Annotated in this window: 17 protein-coding genes; 6 read left to right on the top strand and 11 right to left on the bottom strand. The window is 70.0% G+C overall.

Annotated features, from left to right (window positions below; genetic code table 11):
* Positions 1–21: 21 nt before the first annotated feature.
* Together LQ566_RS10655 and LQ566_RS10650 are read right to left on the bottom strand one after the other, a co-directional pair.
* Complete coding sequence (locus LQ566_RS10655; protein WP_231091674.1) at positions 22–1,083, bottom strand: polyprenyl synthetase family protein; 1,062 nt, start codon at positions 1,081–1,083, stop codon at positions 22–24.
* Between the two features lie 9 nt (positions 1,084–1,092).
* Complete coding sequence (locus LQ566_RS10650; RefSeq protein ID WP_308070839.1) at positions 1,093–1,824, bottom strand: class I SAM-dependent methyltransferase; 732 nt, start codon at positions 1,822–1,824, stop codon at positions 1,093–1,095.
* 76 nt (positions 1,825–1,900) lie between these two features.
* Between LQ566_RS10650 and LQ566_RS10645 the strand changes: the two genes are divergently transcribed.
* Positions 1,901–2,818: an AraC family transcriptional regulator gene (locus LQ566_RS10645; protein WP_231091673.1), complete on the top strand. Its 918-nt coding sequence runs from the start codon at positions 1,901–1,903 to the stop codon at positions 2,816–2,818.
* Here the strand turns inward: LQ566_RS10645 and LQ566_RS10640 are convergent.
* Complete coding sequence (locus LQ566_RS10640; RefSeq protein ID WP_231091672.1) at positions 2,704–3,939, bottom strand: MFS transporter; 1,236 nt, start codon at positions 3,937–3,939, stop codon at positions 2,704–2,706. The genes LQ566_RS10645 and LQ566_RS10640 overlap by 115 nt on opposite strands.
* Before the next feature lie 76 nt (positions 3,940–4,015).
* On the bottom strand, positions 4,016–4,552 hold the full coding sequence (locus LQ566_RS10635) for a DUF402 domain-containing protein (protein WP_231091671.1): 537 nt from the start codon (positions 4,550–4,552) through the stop codon (positions 4,016–4,018).
* 59 nt (positions 4,553–4,611) lie between these two features.
* Between LQ566_RS10635 and LQ566_RS10630 the strand changes: the two genes are divergently transcribed.
* The 3 genes from LQ566_RS10630 to LQ566_RS10620 all read left to right on the top strand — a co-directional run bounded on the left by LQ566_RS10630 (position 4,612) and on the right by LQ566_RS10620 (position 7,804).
* Positions 4,612–5,850, top strand: coding sequence for an isochorismate synthase (locus LQ566_RS10630; RefSeq protein ID WP_231091670.1), 1,239 nt, complete (start codon positions 4,612–4,614; stop codon positions 5,848–5,850).
* Between the two features lie 147 nt (positions 5,851–5,997).
* Positions 5,998–6,567 carry an ArsR/SmtB family transcription factor gene (locus LQ566_RS10625; protein WP_231091668.1) on the top strand — a complete coding sequence of 190 codons (570 nt, stop codon included), beginning with the start codon at positions 5,998–6,000 and terminating at the stop codon, positions 6,565–6,567.
* Between the two features lies 1 nt (position 6,568).
* Positions 6,569–7,804 carry an MFS transporter gene (locus LQ566_RS10620; RefSeq protein ID WP_231091666.1) on the top strand — a complete coding sequence of 412 codons (1,236 nt, stop codon included), beginning with the start codon at positions 6,569–6,571 and terminating at the stop codon, positions 7,802–7,804.
* 16 nt (positions 7,805–7,820) lie between these two features.
* Here the strand turns inward: LQ566_RS10620 and LQ566_RS10615 are convergent, their stop codons facing one another.
* From LQ566_RS10615 to LQ566_RS10605, 3 genes are read right to left on the bottom strand one after another with little or no spacing between them, the layout of a single operon-like run.
* Positions 7,821–8,684, bottom strand: a complete 864-nt coding sequence (locus tag LQ566_RS10615; RefSeq protein ID WP_231091664.1) for a PPK2 family polyphosphate kinase — start codon at positions 8,682–8,684, stop codon at positions 7,821–7,823.
* 42 nt (positions 8,685–8,726) lie between these two features.
* On the bottom strand, positions 8,727–10,406 hold the full coding sequence (gene menD, locus LQ566_RS10610; protein ID WP_308070835.1) for a 2-succinyl-5-enolpyruvyl-6-hydroxy-3-cyclohexene-1-carboxylic-acid synthase: 1,680 nt from the start codon (positions 10,404–10,406) through the stop codon (positions 8,727–8,729).
* Positions 10,363–10,791, bottom strand: a complete 429-nt coding sequence (locus LQ566_RS10605) for a PLD nuclease N-terminal domain-containing protein (RefSeq protein WP_231091662.1) — start codon at positions 10,789–10,791, stop codon at positions 10,363–10,365. Before LQ566_RS10605 ends, menD begins: the two co-directional genes overlap by 44 nt.
* 72 nt (positions 10,792–10,863) lie before the next feature.
* On the opposite strand from LQ566_RS10605, the gene LQ566_RS10600 reads away from it, so the two are divergent.
* Positions 10,864–11,124 (top strand): DUF4229 domain-containing protein, encoded by a 261-nt coding sequence (locus LQ566_RS10600; protein WP_231091660.1) that lies wholly within the window; start codon positions 10,864–10,866, stop codon positions 11,122–11,124.
* A 161-nt stretch (positions 11,125–11,285) separates the two neighbouring features.
* On the opposite strand, the gene LQ566_RS10595 is transcribed toward LQ566_RS10600, so the two are convergent.
* The 3 genes from LQ566_RS10595 to LQ566_RS10585 form a co-directional block, all read right to left on the bottom strand.
* On the bottom strand, positions 11,286–12,257 hold the full coding sequence (locus tag LQ566_RS10595; protein ID WP_372459800.1) for a 1,4-dihydroxy-2-naphthoate polyprenyltransferase: 972 nt from the start codon (positions 12,255–12,257) through the stop codon (positions 11,286–11,288).
* Positions 12,258–12,348: 91 nt separating this feature from the next.
* Positions 12,349–13,485, bottom strand: coding sequence for an AMP-binding protein (locus tag LQ566_RS10590; RefSeq protein ID WP_231091659.1), 1,137 nt, complete (start codon positions 13,483–13,485; stop codon positions 12,349–12,351).
* Positions 13,485–14,399, bottom strand: coding sequence for a 1,4-dihydroxy-2-naphthoyl-CoA synthase (locus LQ566_RS10585; protein ID WP_231091658.1), 915 nt, complete (start codon positions 14,397–14,399; stop codon positions 13,485–13,487). The genes LQ566_RS10590 and LQ566_RS10585 overlap by 1 nt, the downstream gene beginning before the upstream one ends.
* 502 nt (positions 14,400–14,901) lie before the next feature.
* On the opposite strand from LQ566_RS10585, the gene LQ566_RS10580 reads away from it, so the two are divergent.
* The gene (locus LQ566_RS10580; protein ID WP_372459802.1) at positions 14,902–15,876 is read left to right on the top strand and encodes an o-succinylbenzoate synthase; all 975 of its coding nucleotides are present in this window, start codon (positions 14,902–14,904) and stop codon (positions 15,874–15,876) included.
* Between the two features lie 51 nt (positions 15,877–15,927).
* Here the strand turns inward: LQ566_RS10580 and LQ566_RS10575 are convergent, their stop codons facing one another.
* On the bottom strand, positions 15,928–16,602 hold the full coding sequence (locus LQ566_RS10575) for a TetR/AcrR family transcriptional regulator (protein ID WP_231091655.1): 675 nt from the start codon (positions 16,600–16,602) through the stop codon (positions 15,928–15,930).
* Positions 16,603–16,695 lie beyond the last annotated feature (93 nt).

The following is a 16,695-nucleotide window of genomic DNA, read 5'->3' as shown; positions in this document are numbered from 1 at the left end:
GTCGAGGTTCTGTGAAAAGCGTCAGGCGGAGCGGTCGACGACCGCGTCCGCGAAGCGGATGAGCGCCTCGTGCACGGCACCGCTGGGAAGTGCGTCCAGTGCGGACTTCGCCTCCCCCGCCCACCGCGCGGCGAGTGCCTGCGTCTGGCGGGTCACGGCGCTGTCGCGCAGCTGCTCGATCTCCTCATCCAGGATTCTCGGGTCCTCACCCGCGATGACGCGGGCCTGACCCGCCCGGATGCGGTCGGCGAGATCGCGGTCGGCGGGATCCTCCGACCGGTCCAGGAGCAGCGACGGCATGGTCGGAACGCCCGCGCGCAGGTCGGTTCCCGGGACCTTGCCGGTCTTCTCGGCATCGGCCGAGAGGTCTATGACGTCGTCCTGGAGCTGGAAGGCCACGCCGACCTTCTCGCCGTACTCGCGCACCGCATCTTCCAGTGCCAGATCAGCCCCCGAGAAGAGGATGCCACTGGCCGCGGCCGCCGCGATCAGCGAACCGGTCTTGTCGGCGAGCACCTGGATGTAGAAGTCGATCGGGTCATCGTCCTCGCCGGCACCGACCGTCTCATTCATCTGACCGAGCACGAGGCGCTCGAACGTGTCCGCCTGCAGGCGGATGGCGCGCTCCCCCGCCCCGGCCATCAACTGGCTGGCACGGGCGAACAACAGGTCTCCGGTGAGGATCGCGACGTTGTTCCCCCACACCGCGTGCGCACTCGGAACACCGCGGCGGCGGTCTGCACCGTCCATGACGTCGTCGTGGTACAGCGAGCCGAGGTGCGTCATCTCCAGCGCCTTGGCGGCATCGATCACGCGATCCGTGCCGCCGTCGCCCAGCTGCGCCACCAGGAGCGTCAGCATCGGGCGGATGCGCTTGCCACCGGCTTCCAGCAGATAGCGGCTGGCCGAGTCCGCCACGGGCGAGGTGACGCGCAGGTCGTCCGCCAGCTCCGCCTCCACGCGATCGAGGCCCGCATCGACCGCGGCCAGCAGCCGCCGCGAGCGGGGACCGGCGAACACGCGGTCGCTGATGCCCAGTCGGCTCGCGATCCGCGCGCCCGGGGCTGGACGGCTCGAAGTCACCTGATCAGCCTACCGTGACTCGGCTGCGGGCTTGCGTGCCCGGTGCAGAGCGACGATACCGAGGGTGAGATTGCGGTGGGCGACCGCACTCCAGCCCGCCTCGCGCATCCATCCGGCGAGAGTGCGCTGATCAGGCCAGTCGACGATCGACTCGTTCAGGTAGTCGTAGGCCTCGACATTCGAGGACACCAGCCGCGCCACGACAGGCAGGATGCGTGCGTTGTAGAACCGGTAGAGCGCGCGGAACGGAGCGAACGGCGGCTGGGAGAACTCCGCGATGACCACGCGCCCGCCCGGGCGCGTGACGCGCAGCATCTCCGCCAGCGCCTTCTTCGGATCGTTCACGTTGCGCAGGCCATACGAGATCGTCACCGTATCGAAGGTGTCGTCCTCGAACGGCAGATCCAGCGCGTCCGCCTCCTGGAAGGTGAGGTTGGGCACCGTGCCGTGGCGCCGACGCCCCTCGGCGATCATGCCGGCGGAGAAATCACCGGCGACGACCTCGGCGCCCGCGTTGGCGAGCACCACGGAAGAGGCGCCGGTCCCCGCCGCGAGATCGAGGATGCGCTGCCCGCGCCGTGGAGCGATCGCCTTCGTGGTGGCGATGCGCCACCACTTCTCCAGCCCGAACGTGAGCAGGAAGTTCGTGCGATCGTATGCCGCCGCGACCTGATCGAACATGCCGCTGACGCGTGCCGGGTCCTTGTGCAGATCTGCGCGGTTCCGGGATGGTGTGCTCACCCCACGAGTCTACGTGGCCGCACCTGCGCGTCGTCCGGGTGGAATACGCGCGTGATGGCGGTCGTTGGCAGAGGTCATGACGCCCACCGCCATCGCCAGCTCGACGGATCCGGGAGTGGACCTTCGGGCGCTGGACCGGTTCCTCAGCGACTCCGAGTGGGAGATCCGCACGGCCACACGCGTGCGCCTCGACGACGGCGACCCCCTCCCGACGTGGCCCACCACCACGCTGGTGTACGTGCACGAGGGAACGGTGGCCGCCCCCGGCAGCCACCCCCATGACCGGCTGCATGCCGGTCACCTGCTGCTGGATTCGTCCGGCGCCATCCGCCTGCACGCGCTCTCACCGGTGTCGGCGCTGGTCGCCGAGGTGGTCCGCGTCCGCGCGCCGGAACGTGCCGCGCAGCTGCCCACGACGATCTCCATCGCCGATCTGCCCGAGCGCGAGCCGTCGGCGTCGGCCCTCGTCGCGATGCTCGGCTGCGACGCCGCCCCCTCCCCAGTGGACGGGCTCGTGTGCGCCCGCATCGTGACCACCCTGCTGACCGTGGCGCTCCGGCGCTGGGCGGTTCAGGGGTGCGCACCGCAGGGGTGGCCCGCACCGGCCATCGACCCGTACCTGCAACAGGCGATCGATGCCGTGCACGCCGACCTCGCTCATCCGTGGTCGGTGGCCGAGCTCGCGGCCCGCAGCGCCATGGGGCGCTCCGCATTCGCCGAGCGGTTCCGTGCCTGCCTCGGCGTCTCGCCCGCCGAATACGTCACCACCGTGCGGATGACGGCGGCGGCGCAGCGGCTGCGCATCGGAGAGCCGGTGTCCCTGGCGGCGCGCGCCGTGGGGTACGACTCCGACGAGGGCTTCCGCCGCGCCTTCCGTCGTCACACCGGTGTGGCTCCGTCCGAATGGCGCGAGCGTGCGGACGCCGCGAACACGATGCCTCCCACGATCGCCGCGGCCCCTGCGGCGAGGAAGAGTGTGAACGCGCCGCTCTGATCGACGATCCAGCCGCCCGCTGCGGCACCGATCACGATGGCGAGCTGGAAGCCGACCACCACCAGGCTCCCTCCGGTCTCGAGCTCGTCGGGCATGACCCGCGCAATCCAGGCGTTGACGACCACGAGCCAGCCACCGAACGACGCGCCCCACAGCGCCGTTGCGGCAAGTCCCAGACCGAAGCTCGGGAAGAGCGCGAGCGCGCCGATCATCATGCCCATCACGACGGGAACCACGGCGGACAGCAGCCGGAGCGAGCGTGCGGCCACGAGTCCGCACAGCAGGTTTCCCAGGAACCCGCCGACCCCGAAGGCGGTCAGCAGCACACCGACGCCAGCGGCGTCCAGATCCGGGATGCGCTCCAGACCCACCCGGATGAAGGCGTAGGCACCCATGTGCCCGAGCACCACGAGCACATGCCCGATGAGTCCCGGAGTGATGCCGGGACGACGCAGCATGCGCGTGAAGATGCCGAGGCCGGCGCGGGGGCCCGCCGGGGTGACCGGCAGCAGGAACAGGAGGGCGATGGCGACGGCCAGGGACAGTCCGGCCGCAATCACGAAGACGTCTCGCCAGGGCAGCGTGCCGCTTGCCCAGATGCCGAGAGGCACCCCGATCACGGACGCCAGCGTGTTGCCGACATTGACGATCATCATTCCGCGCGCGACGCCGCTCGGCGATGTGATCCGGGCCACCACAGCGAGCGAGAGCGACCAGAATCCGCCGATGGCCGCACCGATGAGCAGGCGCGACAGGAGCAGGGTGAGAAGGTTCGGCGCCAATGCCACGGCCAGGTCGGACACCGCAGCGAGCGCCGCGAGCGCGGTCATCACGACCCGTCGATCCAGTCCTGGAACGATCAGCGTGATGGTCGGGGCGATCAGCAGACCCGCGAGGGCGGTGACCGTGACGGCCTGACCCGCCTGACCCGCGGTGACGCCGAGGTCCGCTGCGATGAGTGTGAGCAGGCCGCCGGGGAGGAACTCCGCGGTGATGAGGATGAAGCTGGTGACGGCCATCGCGACGAGCGCGGCCAGTCCGCGCCCACGGCCGATCGATCGAGTCGATGCGGGTGAGGCGATGCCGGGAGCCGTCGGGACCGGGCTGGTCTGGGTTGTCATGTTCTGAGTCTCATCCGGCGCCCCGCACCGCACCGGGCAGAGCGTCCGGACCGCCGAGCCGATCGTCCGCGAACGATCAGCGTTGTGCGAGCACCTCGTCCAGCCGCCGGTTCCAGAACTCCACCGTCGCCTCGTCATAGGGCGCTCGTCCGGCTCGCACATCCGCGGCGATGACGCCGGTCCGCTCCTCGAGTTCGCGGACGATGTCTTCGGGATAGCCGTATCGCACGCGATGGTCCGCCCACTCGTCTTCATCGTCGATCCAGGTGCCACGCTCGTCGCGCGCGCGGATGACGTCGAGGTCCATGTCGATGCCGCGAACCACATCGGCACCGTCCCACCGCACGTCCCAGGCGATGTCGACATAGACGGCATAGTCGAGCGGGCGGGCGTTGAAGGTGGGAACGTGGTCCGCTGACGGCGGGATCAGGCTCAGCGTCCGCGATCGGGCGGGCATGGATGCGCCGGGCCGCTCGCTGCGCCAGCCGATCTCCTGACCGACCCAGTGACCCCACTGGTCAGAGCCCAGGTAGATGCAGTCATGCTCCCAGTGCGGCGCCCCGTTCCACTTCTGCCACAGCATTCGCACCGGCATTCCCGCGATTCGCTCCATCACCGCAGTCTAGACACGGCTCAGACGTCGATCCCGCCCGCACGATCTAGGCTGGAGGGGTGATCGAATCGCCCGTTCCGCGCCTGGTGGTCACCACCCGGCGCATCGATTCTCCCGACGATCTCCTCGCTGTCACCGACCCCGCTGCACCCCTGGTGTGGATGCGCCGCGGTGATGCTCTGATCGGTGCGGGCTCCCCCGTCGCGGTGCTCTCCGAGAGCGGCGGAGACCGCGCGGCGCGACTGGCCTCCCGATGGCGGGAGCTCTCCGCGGCGGCGATCATCGATGACCCGATCGGCGTGGCCGGTACGGGACTCGTGGCTTTCGGAGCGCTCGCCTTCGACGACCGCTCCGCCTCGCCGTCCACGCTGACCGTGCCGCAGGCTGTGATCGGCCGGCGCGGCCCGGACGCGTGGCTCACCACCGTCGGCACGGCGGATACCCCAGCACCGTCGCCATGGGGACCATACTGGTCCGCCACCCTGGGCCCGGGCGCACTGGATCCGGCCGGCTACCAGCTCGCGGTGACCGCGGGACTGGAGGCGATCGCCGCCGGCCGGGTGGAGAAGGTCGTCCTCGCGCGCGACCTCGTGGGATCCGCTCCCGCGGGTGCGGATCTTCGCCGCCTGGCGCGCGAACTGCATGATGCCTATCCCGACACGTGGACGTATGCCGTCGACGGCATCATCGGCGCGAGCCCCGAGACGCTCGTCACCGTCTCTCGCGGCACCGTGACCGCACGGGTGCTCGCCGGCACCATCGCCCGCGGCGCCGATGCCGATGCCGACAATGCCGCGGCGATTGCCCTCCGCACCAGCACGAAGGACCAGGACGAGCACGGGTTCGCCGTGCGCAGCCTGCTGAGCGCGCTGGAGCCGCACACCACGGCGCTGGTGGCAGGTGAGGAACCGTTCACGCTGAAGCTGCCCAACGTCTGGCACCTGGCGACGGACGTGGAGGGCACGCTGTCAGACGCGGCGTCAAGCCTGGATCTCGTCGGCGCCGTCCACCCGACGGCCGCGGTGGCCGGAACGCCCACGCCGACGGCGATGGACCTGATCGCACGGCTGGAACCGTCGGATCGTGGTCGTTATGCGGGCCCGGTCGGCTGGATCGACGCGCAGGGGGACGGAGAGTGGGCCATCGCCCTGCGCTGCGTCCAGGTCTCGGCGAACGAGGACGGATCGTTCGCCCTCACCGCCCACGCCGGCGCCGGCATCGTTGCGGAATCGGACCCGGAGAAGGAGATGCTGGAGACACGGGTGAAGTTCCGCCCGATCGTGGAGGCGCTTGCCTGAAGCGAGCCGTCAGTCTTCAGGCGCGAACGCCGATTTCAGCTCCGCGAGGGCAGTAGCCCAGCTCGCCAGACGGACTTCTGAACTGCTCGCACGTCAGATTAGACAAGATTTCTTGTGCAATAACTCTTGTATACCTACACTCGGACCATGACCGATGCGATCCGGGTAAACGATCCCTCTGCTCTGCGCGCGCTGGCCCATCCGCTGCGGCTGAAGATCATCGGCGAGCTCCGCACCCGGGGAGCCATGACGGTGGGTCAGCTCGCTGCGGCCCTGTCCGCCGCGCCCGGCTCGGTGAGCTATCACCTCGCCACCCTGGCGACGCACGGCTTCGTGGCACCGGCACCCGACCTCGCCCGTGACGGACGCGAACGCTGGTGGCGTGCCACCGCGGACACCACGCACTACGTGCCCGCCGAACTGCAAGAGGAGCAGGAACAGCGGGAGGCGAGCTGGGCGTTTCGCCGCACCATCGTGCAGTCCTACGAGGCCGAACTCCTCGAGCACCTCGACCGGGAAGACGGTGACGCACCGGAGTGGATCGAGGCGGCTACGCTCGGCGACATCATCTCCTGGCTCACCGCCGACGAGGCGGACGAGCTGCGCCGGGAGGTGGAGGAGCTCGCCGCACGCTGGTCCCGACGAGGATACGAACGACGCGACGACGCCGACGTCCGCCCCGTGCGCTTCATCTACGCCAGCTTCGGGCGGCGATGACGTGACCGGCACCGCCGTCCGGCGTCGCGGCCCCCTGGTCGCCCTTTTCGCGGCCGGTGCGCTGTCCCAGCTCGGCAACGCGATCACGACGATCGCGATCCCCCTGATCGTGCTGCAGACCACCGGATCCGCCTGGGCCACGGGTCTGGCAGGCACGGCGGCGACGGCGCCGCTGCTCATCGGCGGGGCGCTCGGGGGGATCGTGGTGGATCGACTCGGCTTCCGCCGGGCGAGCATCATCGCCGACACCGCCAGCGGAGCGACGATCGCCGCCATTCCCGCACTGCTCGCCCTCGACGCGCTGCCCTTCGGGCTGCTTCTGGCACTGGTGTTCCTCTCCAACCTGCTGGATGCCCCCGGTCGTGCGGCACGCGCGAGCCAGGTGCCGGAGCTGAGCGCGCTCGCCGGACTCGGCCTGGAGAAGGCGACGGCGATCGACGCGACGGTGTCCCGCATGAGCATGATGATCGGAGCTGCGGCGGCGGGTGGTCTCGTCGCGCTCGCCGGCGCCGGCCCCACCTTGCTCGTCACCACCGCACTCTTCGCGGCGGCGGTGACGGTGACGATCCTGTGCGTCCCGGTGATCGCGCTGGATCGGCTGGACTCGGCATTGGAGGATTCCGGGCTCGGCTGGCGCGGGGTCACCGCCGGCATCCGGTTCGTCTGGACCACGCCGGTGGTGCGCGCGATCGTGGGATTGCTGATCATCACCAACCTGCTCGACATCGCCGCCTTCTCGGTGCTGAACCCGATCACCGCAACGGCCTATGCCCCCGATGGCGCAGCGTACGGCGCGATGACCGCCTTCTTTGCCGGTGGGGCGCTCACGGGAGCGGCCCTGTCGACGCTGATCCCGGCGCGGTGGCCCCGACGCACGGTCATCCTCGTGCTCTTCCTGGTCGTGGGACCCGGGATGTTCGGGCTGTTCGCCCTGCGTCCGCCCCTTCCCGTCCTGCTCGCCGGAACCGCCATGGCGGGGCTCCTGGCCGGTCCCCTCAACCCGATCCTGGACACAGCGCTGCTGCGGGTGATCCCGTCCGCGATCCGTGCCCGCACCCTCGGCGCGGTGAGCACCGGCGTCGCCGCCGGCATGCCGATCGGCACCCTGCTCGCGGGAGCCGGCGTCGATCTGCTGGGGCTGACCGAGGCCTATGCCGTGGGCGGCGCCGCATACCTCGTCACGATCCTCGCGCTGGGCTCAGGCCGGCGCTGGCGATCGATCGACACCGTCCGCTGATCACACCGCCCGCTGATCAGCTCGCTGCGAGGCGCGCCATCTCAGCGTCGACGTCGTAGTCCGCCTTCGGCCACGCCGGCGCGATGTCCGTGAGCGTGGCGACCAGCAGTTCCTGCACGGCCAGGCGAGCGAACCACTTGCGGTCGGCCGGAACCACGAACCAGGGCGCGACGTCCGTCGACGTGCGGTCGAACACCTGCTGGTACGCCTGCATGTAGTCGGGCCACAGCACGCGTTCGTCCACGTCGCCGGGGTTGTACTTCCAGTGCTTGTCGGGGCGCTCGAGGCGCTCCATCAGCCGCACCTTCTGCTCCTCCGCGGAGATGTGGAGCATGACCTTGATGATCCGCGTTCCCGCGGCCGCCACCCGGTTCTCGAAATCGACGATGGCGCCGTAACGCCGTTCCAGCTCCTCCGGAGAGGCGAGCTTTCGCACACGGCCGATCAGCACGTCCTCGTAGTGCGACCGATCGAACACCCCGATGAAGCCGGGCTCGGGAAGGCGCTTCTCAATGCGCCAGAGGAAGTCGTGCTCGAGCTCCTCCGGGGTGGGCTTCTTGAACGAGGCGAGTGAGACGCCCTGCGGGTCGACTCCTCCCACGACGTGACGGACGATGCCGCCCTTGCCGGCGGAGTCCATCGCCTGCAGCACGAGGAGCACGCTGTCACGCGCGTCGCCCATCCGGCTGGAGGCGAACAGCCGTTCCTGCAGATCGCTGAGCCGGGTCACGCCGCTGGTGAGCTCGAAGCGTCCGCTCTCCTTGTCGCCCGAGTAACCCGGGGTGGAGCGGGGGTCTACATCCGTGAGCCGGAATCCGTCTCGGACACGCAGTGCCTCGGTGGCGGGAACGGACCAGGAGCCGGGCTTCGTCTTCGACATGGCGACATTCTGGCACGGGTCCCGAACGCGTTCGTGAACCCGTCAGCGATCCAGAGGAACCTCGATGAGGCACCGCGTGTGCCGCGGATCCAGCGCCTCGGCGAGGTGGTCGACGCTCCTCACCCGCACATGCTCCCACCCGTAGGCGCGCGCGAGGGCGGCGAGGTCGACCTGCTGCGGTGTGTACTGCACCCGCCGGAACGCCTCGGGTGCCGCGACGCCCGCCACTTCGAGCGTGTCGAAGATCGTGCCGCCGCCGTCGTTTCCCACCACCAGCTGCACGTGCGGATCGGGCTCGTCGGCGGGCAGGAGGAGGGACCCGGCATCGTGCAGCAGAGTGAGGTCGCCCAGGATCACCCGGGTGACTCCGCTCTGCGCTGCCGCATCGATGCCGATCGCGGTGGCGATGGTGCCGTCGATTCCCGCGAGCCCCCGATTGGCGTGCACACGCACCGCTCGCGGCTCCAGGACGCTGTCGGCCACACGGACCAGACGGGACGATCCGAACATCACGCGATCGGCGGGGCCGCTCGCCCGCCACACCGCGCGCACCAGATCGGCGCGGGAGATCCCGCCCTCGGCCGGGGCCGCCGGAGCGGACCCGCGCAACCAGCGTTCCAACGAGTCTCGATCGCCGCGCGCGGCGTCCCGCAGCTGCTCCACCGTGACGGGGCGTGTGCGGCCGTTGAGGTTCAATCGCTCACCGGTGGCGGGGACGGCCACGATGTCCAGGTCGGCGCGCGACAGGAGCCGGGCGACTTCACGCGTCAGCGTGGGATGGCCGATGACGGCGACCCGCTGGATGGTGTCGGCGAGTTCCGGGGAGCGCAGTGCGGCGCGGTAGTCGGGGACGACGTTTGCGCCCAGGCGGGCGCCGCTGACGATCTCCGCCACCAGGGGCCAGCCCCGCTCCTCTGCGAGCACCGCCGCCTCCGGCCCGGCATCCGCTCCCGCGACCAGGAGTGTGTGCGCGGGAAGATCCCACCCCAGAGCTCCCTCGTCCACAGCGGCGGACTCGGCTCCCCCCGCCGGGTCCGAAGCCGATCCTTCGCCCGACGCCGGCTTCGACCACCACTCGGGGAACGCCCCGGCAAGCGGCTCGCGCACGGGGAGGTTGAGATGCACGGCTCCGGCTGGAGCGCCCGTGGCAGCCCTCCACGCGCGGCGCGCCAGTTCCCGGTATCCGTGGATCTCCGCCGTATCGAGCATCTCCGCCGCTTCGACGGGAACGGGGGCGTCGGTCTCGAACCGGACGAACGCGGAGAACATCCCGGGCTGGGTGGTCGCCTGATTCGCACCGACACCGCGCAGTTCGTGCGGGCGGTCGGCAGTGAGCAGCAGCAGCGGCACGCCGGCATGATGGGCTTCCATGGCGGCCGGCAGGAGATTGCCCACCGCCGTGCCGCTGGTCACGATGACCGCTGCCGGCCTGCCGCTCTGCCGGCCGATGCCGAGCGCGAGGAAACCGGCCGAACGCTCGTCCACGCGCACGTGCAGGCGTACGCGCCCGCTGCGCTCCAGATCGGCCGCCAGCAGCGCGAGCGCCTGGGAGCGAGATCCCGGACACAGCACGATGTGCTGAAGTCCCGCGGCGACGAGCTCATCGAGCAGGGCGGCCATCGCCGCCATGGCGGGGGACGCCGTCGGCCCGGCGGCCGTGGGGGCCTCGTCGGGCATCTCAGCCGCGCGCGCCGGAGCGTCCGCGAGAATCGTCGTCGCCATCGGGCGCGGGCGTCTCCGGATCGGCCGGCTTCTCACTCGGCTTCGCCTGAGCCTCTTCGGCGTCGAGGCGGGCGAGTTCCTCTTCCAGACGGCGGATGCGCTCGTCCTGCTCCGCACGCTCGGCTGCGGTCATCCCGCCGATGGTGCCGAGGAACGTCGGATCGTCGTCGGGCGCGCGATTGCCCGCCGGAGCCGCGGCCGCACGCCCGCGTCCGATCCAGAACCACAGGACACCGCCGATCACCGGCAGCAGCAGCACAATGACGATCCAGACGGGCTTGGAGACCCCGCGGTGGCGAGCCGGCGGCTGCAGCGCGCAGTCCACCACGCTGATGACCCAGAACAGGACCGCAGCGACCACGACGATGGGAATGAGGCGTGCCACGCCTCCATCCTAGGCAGGTCGAGCGGTGAGCGGGCTGAGGGCCCGTTCAGCGTTCGCCTCTAGACTGTCGGGGTGAAGCTGCCTCCCCTTCTGACGTACACGGTGCTGCGGCTCCTGGCCTTCCTGGTGCCGTTCGGCATCATGATGCTGTTCCCGATCCTGCGGGAGTGGTACTGGCTCTCCGCCATCTTCGCCGCGCTGATCGGTATGAGCCTGTCGATCCTGTTCCTGCGCCGTCCACTCAGCGAGGCGACCGCGAACATGGGCGAACGACGTGCCCGCAAGCGCGGCGTGGCCGACGAGGACATCGAGGACCAGCTCACCGAGGACTGACGTTCAGCCCGTCAATGCCCGGAGTCTTGCTCCGGGCATTTTTCATGGCGACCCGCGGTCCGTGTCGTGGATCCATGACCCCGCGCCGAGTTCATGAGGGATTCAGCGAATGCCTCATACGTTGAGCGCATGATCATGGATTCACGACAGAGCCCACCCGATCACGCCGCGGCGGCGGGGATGCCCCAGAAGGCCCAGAACAGGGCGCCGGCGTAGATGAGAGCTGACAGCGACACCAGGGCGAGCGCGATCACGAGCTCGCCGGGCTTGCGGTACATCCATACGATCACGATGGCGGGGCCAGACGCCAGCAGCGACATGAGCGCGAGCCAGGCGATCGGGTAGAACAGCGCGAGGAATGCCGCGATCAGCAGCGCCAGCACGATCAGCACCGTGAACAGCACCTGGGTGGCGCGCTTGCCGATGCGCACCGTCAGCGTGCGCTTGCCCGCCAGACGATCCTGGTCGATGTCTCGCAGGTTGTTGGCGAGAAGCACCGCGCAGGCCAGGAAGCCGGCGGCGACGGCACCGAACCACGCCTCCTGCGGGAGCATGAGGGCCTGCACCCACGTGGTGCCGAGCGTTGCGACGAGGCCGAAGAACACGAAGACGAAGAGCTCGCCGAGCCCCGCATAGCCGTAGGGGCGCTTGCCGCCGGTGTAGAACCAGGCCGCGACGATGCACACGGCACCCACGGCGAGCAGCCACCACTGCTGGGTGCGGATCACTATGGCGAGGCCGGCGAGGGCCGCGAGCGCGAAGAAGGTGAGGGAGACCACGAGCACCGTGCGCGGTTTCGCCTTGCCGGCACCGGTCAGTCGCGCGGGGCCGACGCGGAAGTCGTCCGTGCCGCGGATGCCGTCGCTGTAGTCGTTCGCGTAGTTCACGCCGATCTGCAGCAGCACGGCCACGGCCAGGCACGCGAGCGCGATCACCCAGTGGAAATCGAAGGTGGCCAGCTTCGCCGCACCGGTGCCGATCACGACGGGCGCGATGGCCAGCGGCAGGGTTCGCAGGCGCGCGGCACCCACCCAGTCGCCGAAGGTGGCGGGGGTGACCTGGGCCAGCGGTTTCTTGGCCGGGTTGCCCGATCGGCCGCGGGCGGCGCGGGACTTCTTCGAGGTGCTGCTCACAACCCTCGATCCTATCGACCACGCCGTGGACGATCGATGCGGGCGCTATGGATCAGCCCTGAGCGACCCGTCCCCCGCGTGGAATGCCTCGTCACCTCGCGACAAGAGCGGTGAGCACCCGGCGGTCAGGCTTTCCGGAGGCGAGGAGCGGGATCTCCGCGACCGGCACGATCCGGTCCGGCCGCCCGGCGACGCCCACCTCCGCCTCCACGGCGTCGCGTACACGCGCGAGGGCGTCGGCATGCTCGGTGTGCGCGGTCACCACCACCGGCACCTGCCCCCACCGTTCGTGAGCCGCCCCCACGACGACCACGTCCTCGAACCCGGGAATTGCGCGGACCACGCGCTCGACGCGATCCAGCGACACGTTCACGCCGCCCGAGATGATGACGTTGTCCAGTCGTCCGGTGATGCTGAGGACGCCGTCGTCGGTGAGCTCAGCCGCATCCCCCGTGCGGTACCAGCGGATGCCGTCGGCGTCGGTGAGGAACACTGCGTCGGTGCGTTCCGGCTCGCCGAGATAACCATCGGCGAGCGTCGGTCCGGCCACCTGCAGCTCTCCATCCACGATGCGCAGGCTCACGCGATCCAGGGCACGGCCGTCGTACACGCAGCCACCGCTGGTCTCCGTCGATCCGTAGGTCCGCACGATTCGCCAGCCTTCTTCGCGGGCGCGTTCCAGCAGCGCCGGCGCGACGGCCTGACCTCCCACGAGCATGGCCCGAAACGATCGCCCGGTGCCCGCGACCGCCGGATCGTCCGCGGCGTCGAGCAGCGTCTGCAGCTGTGCCGGCACCAGCGACACGAAACGCGGCACCGGCGCTCCGTCGGCCGTCGCGTGCATCCGCCCCGCGGTGTCCACGAACGCGTCGGGACTGAAGTGACCGTCGAGCACCACGGGATCGTGACCCTGCACCAGCGACCGGATGATCACCTGCAGTCCGGCGACATAGGTGGGAGGAAGCGTCAGCATCCACTCCCCCGCACCGAGCCGGTCGGCGGTGGCCATCGCGGAAGCCGTGAGCGCCGATCGCGACAGGATCACGCTCTTGGGCACTCCGCTGGATCCCGACGTGGTCACCACGGCGATGGTGCCGGCCGGCAGTACGGCGTCGTCGGCCACCGGAGCCCCGAGCGCCAGCACGGGACCCGTGCCGTTCATCGCACAGCGCGCCGCGGTGACGACCTGGGCCGCCGGGGTGGCTGAGGGGAGGAAGAGCGCGGACATCAGTAGTGGTAGGGGAAGGCGGACCAGTCCGGATCGCGCTTCTCCAGGAAGCTGTCGCGTCCTTCCACGGCTTCATCGGTGCCGTACGCGAGCCGCGTGGCCTCACCGGCGAAGACCTGCTGGCCCACCATGCCGTCGTCGACCGCGTTGAACGCGAACTTCAGCATGCGGATCGCTGTGGGCGACTTCCCGAGAATGGTCCGTGCCATCGCGATGGCCTCGCGCTCGAGATCGGCGTGATCGACGACACGGTTGACGGCGCCGATCTCGTACGCGCGCTGAGCGGAATACTCCTCGGCGAGGAAGAACACCTCGCGCGCCACCTTCTGCCCCACCTGCCGCGCCATGTACGCCGAGCCGTAGCCGGCGTCGAACGAGCCCACATCGGCGTCGGTCTGCTTGAAACGACCGTGCTCCCGAGAGGCGATCGAGAGGTCGCAGACGATGTGCAGGGAGTGACCACCGCCTGCGGCCCATCCCGGGATCACCGCGATGACGACCTTGGGCATGAAGCGGATCAGGCGCTGGACCTCGAGGATGTGCAGGCGCCCCGCGCGTGCGGGATCGTGCACGGCGGTCTCGTCCTCCGAGTACTTGTAGCCGTCGCGACCACGGATGCGCTGGTCGCCGCCGGAGCAGAACGCCCAGCCACCATCCTTGGCGGACGGGCCGTTGCCGGTGAGCAGCACCACGCCGATCCGCGGGTCCTGACGCGCGATGTCCAGCGCCCGGTACAGCTCGTCGACCGTATGAGGACGAAACGCATTGCGCACCTGCGGCCGGTCGAAGGCGATGCGCGCGATGCGGCCGTCGACGGACGTGTGGGCGGTGATGTCGGAGTAGTCGGCGGCGCCGGGGGCAAGGACCCACGCCTCCGGGTCGAAGATGTCCGAGACGTTCGGCAGCGCACTCATGCCTCCAGCCTATTGCGCGCCTCCCGCGCGATGCGCCCCGCCGCTCAGCCCCCGGCCGCCGGCGCCAGGAACAGTCTCACCACCGGCAGGACAGCCACGCCAGCACAGCCAGCTGGACACGACGCACTGGTCTCATGCTCGGCAGCGCAACAGCACCGTCGCTGCCGGATGGGGGACCGTCCGCCGAACTGGTCTCATGTTCGGCGCCACAACAGCACCAAAACCGCCGAAAGTGAGACCACCGGCCGAGCCGGTCCGATATTCGGCGCCACAACAGCACCAAAACCACCGAAAGTGAGACCACCGGCCGAGCTGGTCCCATGTTCGGCGCCACAACAGCACCAAGACCACCGAAGGTGAGACCACAGGCCGGGAGCACGGCGATGCGCGCCGCTGCGACCCGCCCGCCGCGCCCGCCCGCCCGCCGCGCCCGCCCGCCGGCACCCGCTCGCGCGGCGATCTGCGTTGCGGAGCCCGACACCGGGGGCAGAATGGGGGCATGATGCTGCCACCGCTGGCCGAGGTCCTGGACACGATGCGCGTGGTCACCCTGCCGATGGCGGTGCGCTTTCGCGGAGTGGACCTGCGCGAAGTCGCCCTCTTCGAAGGACCAGCGGGCTGGACGGAATTCTCGCCGTTCCTGGAGTACGACGACGCGGAGGCGTCGTCGTGGCTGGCCGGCGCGCTGGATTTCGGCTGGCACGTCGCTCCCCCGCCGCGGCGGGACCTGGTGCCGGTGAACGCCACGGTCCCCGCGGTACCCGCTTCAGAGGTCGCCGCCGTGCTCGCGCGCTTCGACGGCTGCCGCACGGCGAAGGTGAAAGTGGCCGAGCGAGGCCAGTCGCTCGCCGACGACGTCGAACGCGTCCGCGCCGTGCGTGCCGAGATGGGCCCCGAGGGGCGTATCCGCGTCGATGCGAACGCCGGGTGGAACGTGGATGAAGCGGAGCGCGCGATCCACGCGCTCGCCGAATACGACCTGGAGTACGTGGAGCAGCCGTGTGCCACCGTGGCCGAGCTGGCCGATGTCCGTCGGCGCGTGAAGTACGCCGGCATCCTGATCGCCGCCGACGAGAGTGTGCGCAAGGCGGAGGATCCGATCGCCGTGGCGCGGGCGAAAGCCGCCGACGTGCTCATCGTGAAGGCGCAACCGCTCGGCGGCATCCGGCGGGCGCTGGACGTGGTCGCCCAGGCGGGACTTCCGGCGGTCGTCTCCAGCGCACTGGACTCGGCGATCGGGATCGGCATGGGCGCGGCACTCGCCGCGGCGCTGCCGAATCTCGACTTCGACTGCGGCCTCGGCACCGCCTCCCTGCTGCGCGACGACGTGGCCGATGCCCGTCCGCGTGAGGGCGTCCTTCCCGCGGGGCGGGTGGTGCCGGAAGCGGGCGCGCTGCAGCGGCTCGCGGCCGACGCCGGGCGCGCGCTCTGGTGGCGCGAACGCGTCACCCGCTGCTATCGCCTGCTGGAGAGCTGAACCACACGCGTCACGCGGTTGTGATGATCACCGGCTCATCGAGCGCGGACCCTAGCCGCGACCGGTGGTCTGCGAAGCGACGAGCGCCGCGATGATCGCCACCGTACGCCGGCAGACCTGATCGGCCAGATCCTCCTGATCGCGGCGCTCGATCACAGCCTGAACGCTGGTGCCCTCCCAGATGAACATCACCATCTGCGCGAGCTCGGCGGGCTGCATCGACAGTTGCAGCCCGGTCCCCCGCGCGATGTCGCCGACGATGCCCTCGACGCGCTCCTCCATGCCGTGCTGCCAGGCGAGATACGCCTGCGCAGCACGCTCGTCGCGCATCGCGCGGGTACGGAACTCGTTCATCAGGCGCACGGCGACGGGTTCGTCGACGATCACGTCCAGGATGCGGCCGAGCAGCTCCTCCACGGCCATGTCGCGCAGGCCCTCGGACTCCAGGGAGCGCACCCGCTCGCTCACCGCGAGGAGCTTGCGATCGGAGACCGCGGACACCAGCGCGAAGAACAGGTCGTCCTTCGACTCGAAGTTCGAGTAGAACGCACCGCGGGTGAAGCCGGCGCGCTCGGTGATCATCTCCACGGACGCCGCGTCGACGCCGATCTCGCCGAACACCTCGGCGGCCGCCTCGAACAGCCGGGCACGGGTGTTCCCCCGGCTGCGTCCGGTCTTCGTCTCGCCCGTCACGTCATTGTTCGGGCCGTCGACCTCGTCGCGCATGCATCTCCTTCTCGAACTCCCAGTCTCACATCCCCCGTTCAGAAACAGCGGACTAAATCGGGTTACGATACATAACTGTATCCGATACACAAC

The sequence above is a fragment of the Microbacterium nymphoidis genome, assembly GCF_021044885.1.
Taxonomy (GTDB): domain Bacteria; phylum Actinomycetota; class Actinomycetes; order Actinomycetales; family Microbacteriaceae; genus Microbacterium; species Microbacterium nymphoidis.
The sequence above is the reverse complement of the archived record's forward strand: the minus strand, read 5'-3'. Positions and strand labels throughout refer to the sequence as shown.

What these genes read in the sequence shown, in the direction of transcription:
- LQ566_RS10645 (WP_231091673.1), top strand. Translation starts at nt 1,901, where the DNA reads ATGACGCCCACCGCCATCGCCAGCTCGACGGATCCGGGAGTGGACCTT.
- LQ566_RS10640 (WP_231091672.1), bottom strand. Translation starts at nt 3,939, where the DNA reads ATGACAACCCAGACCAGCCCGGTCCCGACGGCTCCCGGCATCGCCTCA.
- LQ566_RS10635 (WP_231091671.1), bottom strand. Translation starts at nt 4,552, where the DNA reads ATGGAGCGAATCGCGGGAATGCCGGTGCGAATGCTGTGGCAGAAGTGG.
- LQ566_RS10625 (WP_231091668.1), top strand. Translation starts at nt 5,998, where the DNA reads ATGACCGATGCGATCCGGGTAAACGATCCCTCTGCTCTGCGCGCGCTG.
- LQ566_RS10615 (WP_231091664.1), bottom strand. Translation starts at nt 8,684, where the DNA reads ATGTCGAAGACGAAGCCCGGCTCCTGGTCCGTTCCCGCCACCGAGGCA.
- menD (WP_308070835.1), bottom strand. Translation starts at nt 10,406, where the DNA reads ATGGCGACGACGATTCTCGCGGACGCTCCGGCGCGCGCGGCTGAGATG.
- LQ566_RS10590 (WP_231091659.1), bottom strand. Translation starts at nt 13,485, where the DNA reads ATGTCCGCGCTCTTCCTCCCCTCAGCCACCCCGGCGGCCCAGGTCGTC.
- LQ566_RS10585 (WP_231091658.1), bottom strand. Translation starts at nt 14,399, where the DNA reads ATGAGTGCGCTGCCGAACGTCTCGGACATCTTCGACCCGGAGGCGTGG.
- LQ566_RS10580 (WP_372459802.1), top strand. Translation starts at nt 14,902, where the DNA reads ATGCTGCCACCGCTGGCCGAGGTCCTGGACACGATGCGCGTGGTCACC.
- LQ566_RS10575 (WP_231091655.1), bottom strand. Translation starts at nt 16,602, where the DNA reads ATGCGCGACGAGGTCGACGGCCCGAACAATGACGTGACGGGCGAGACG.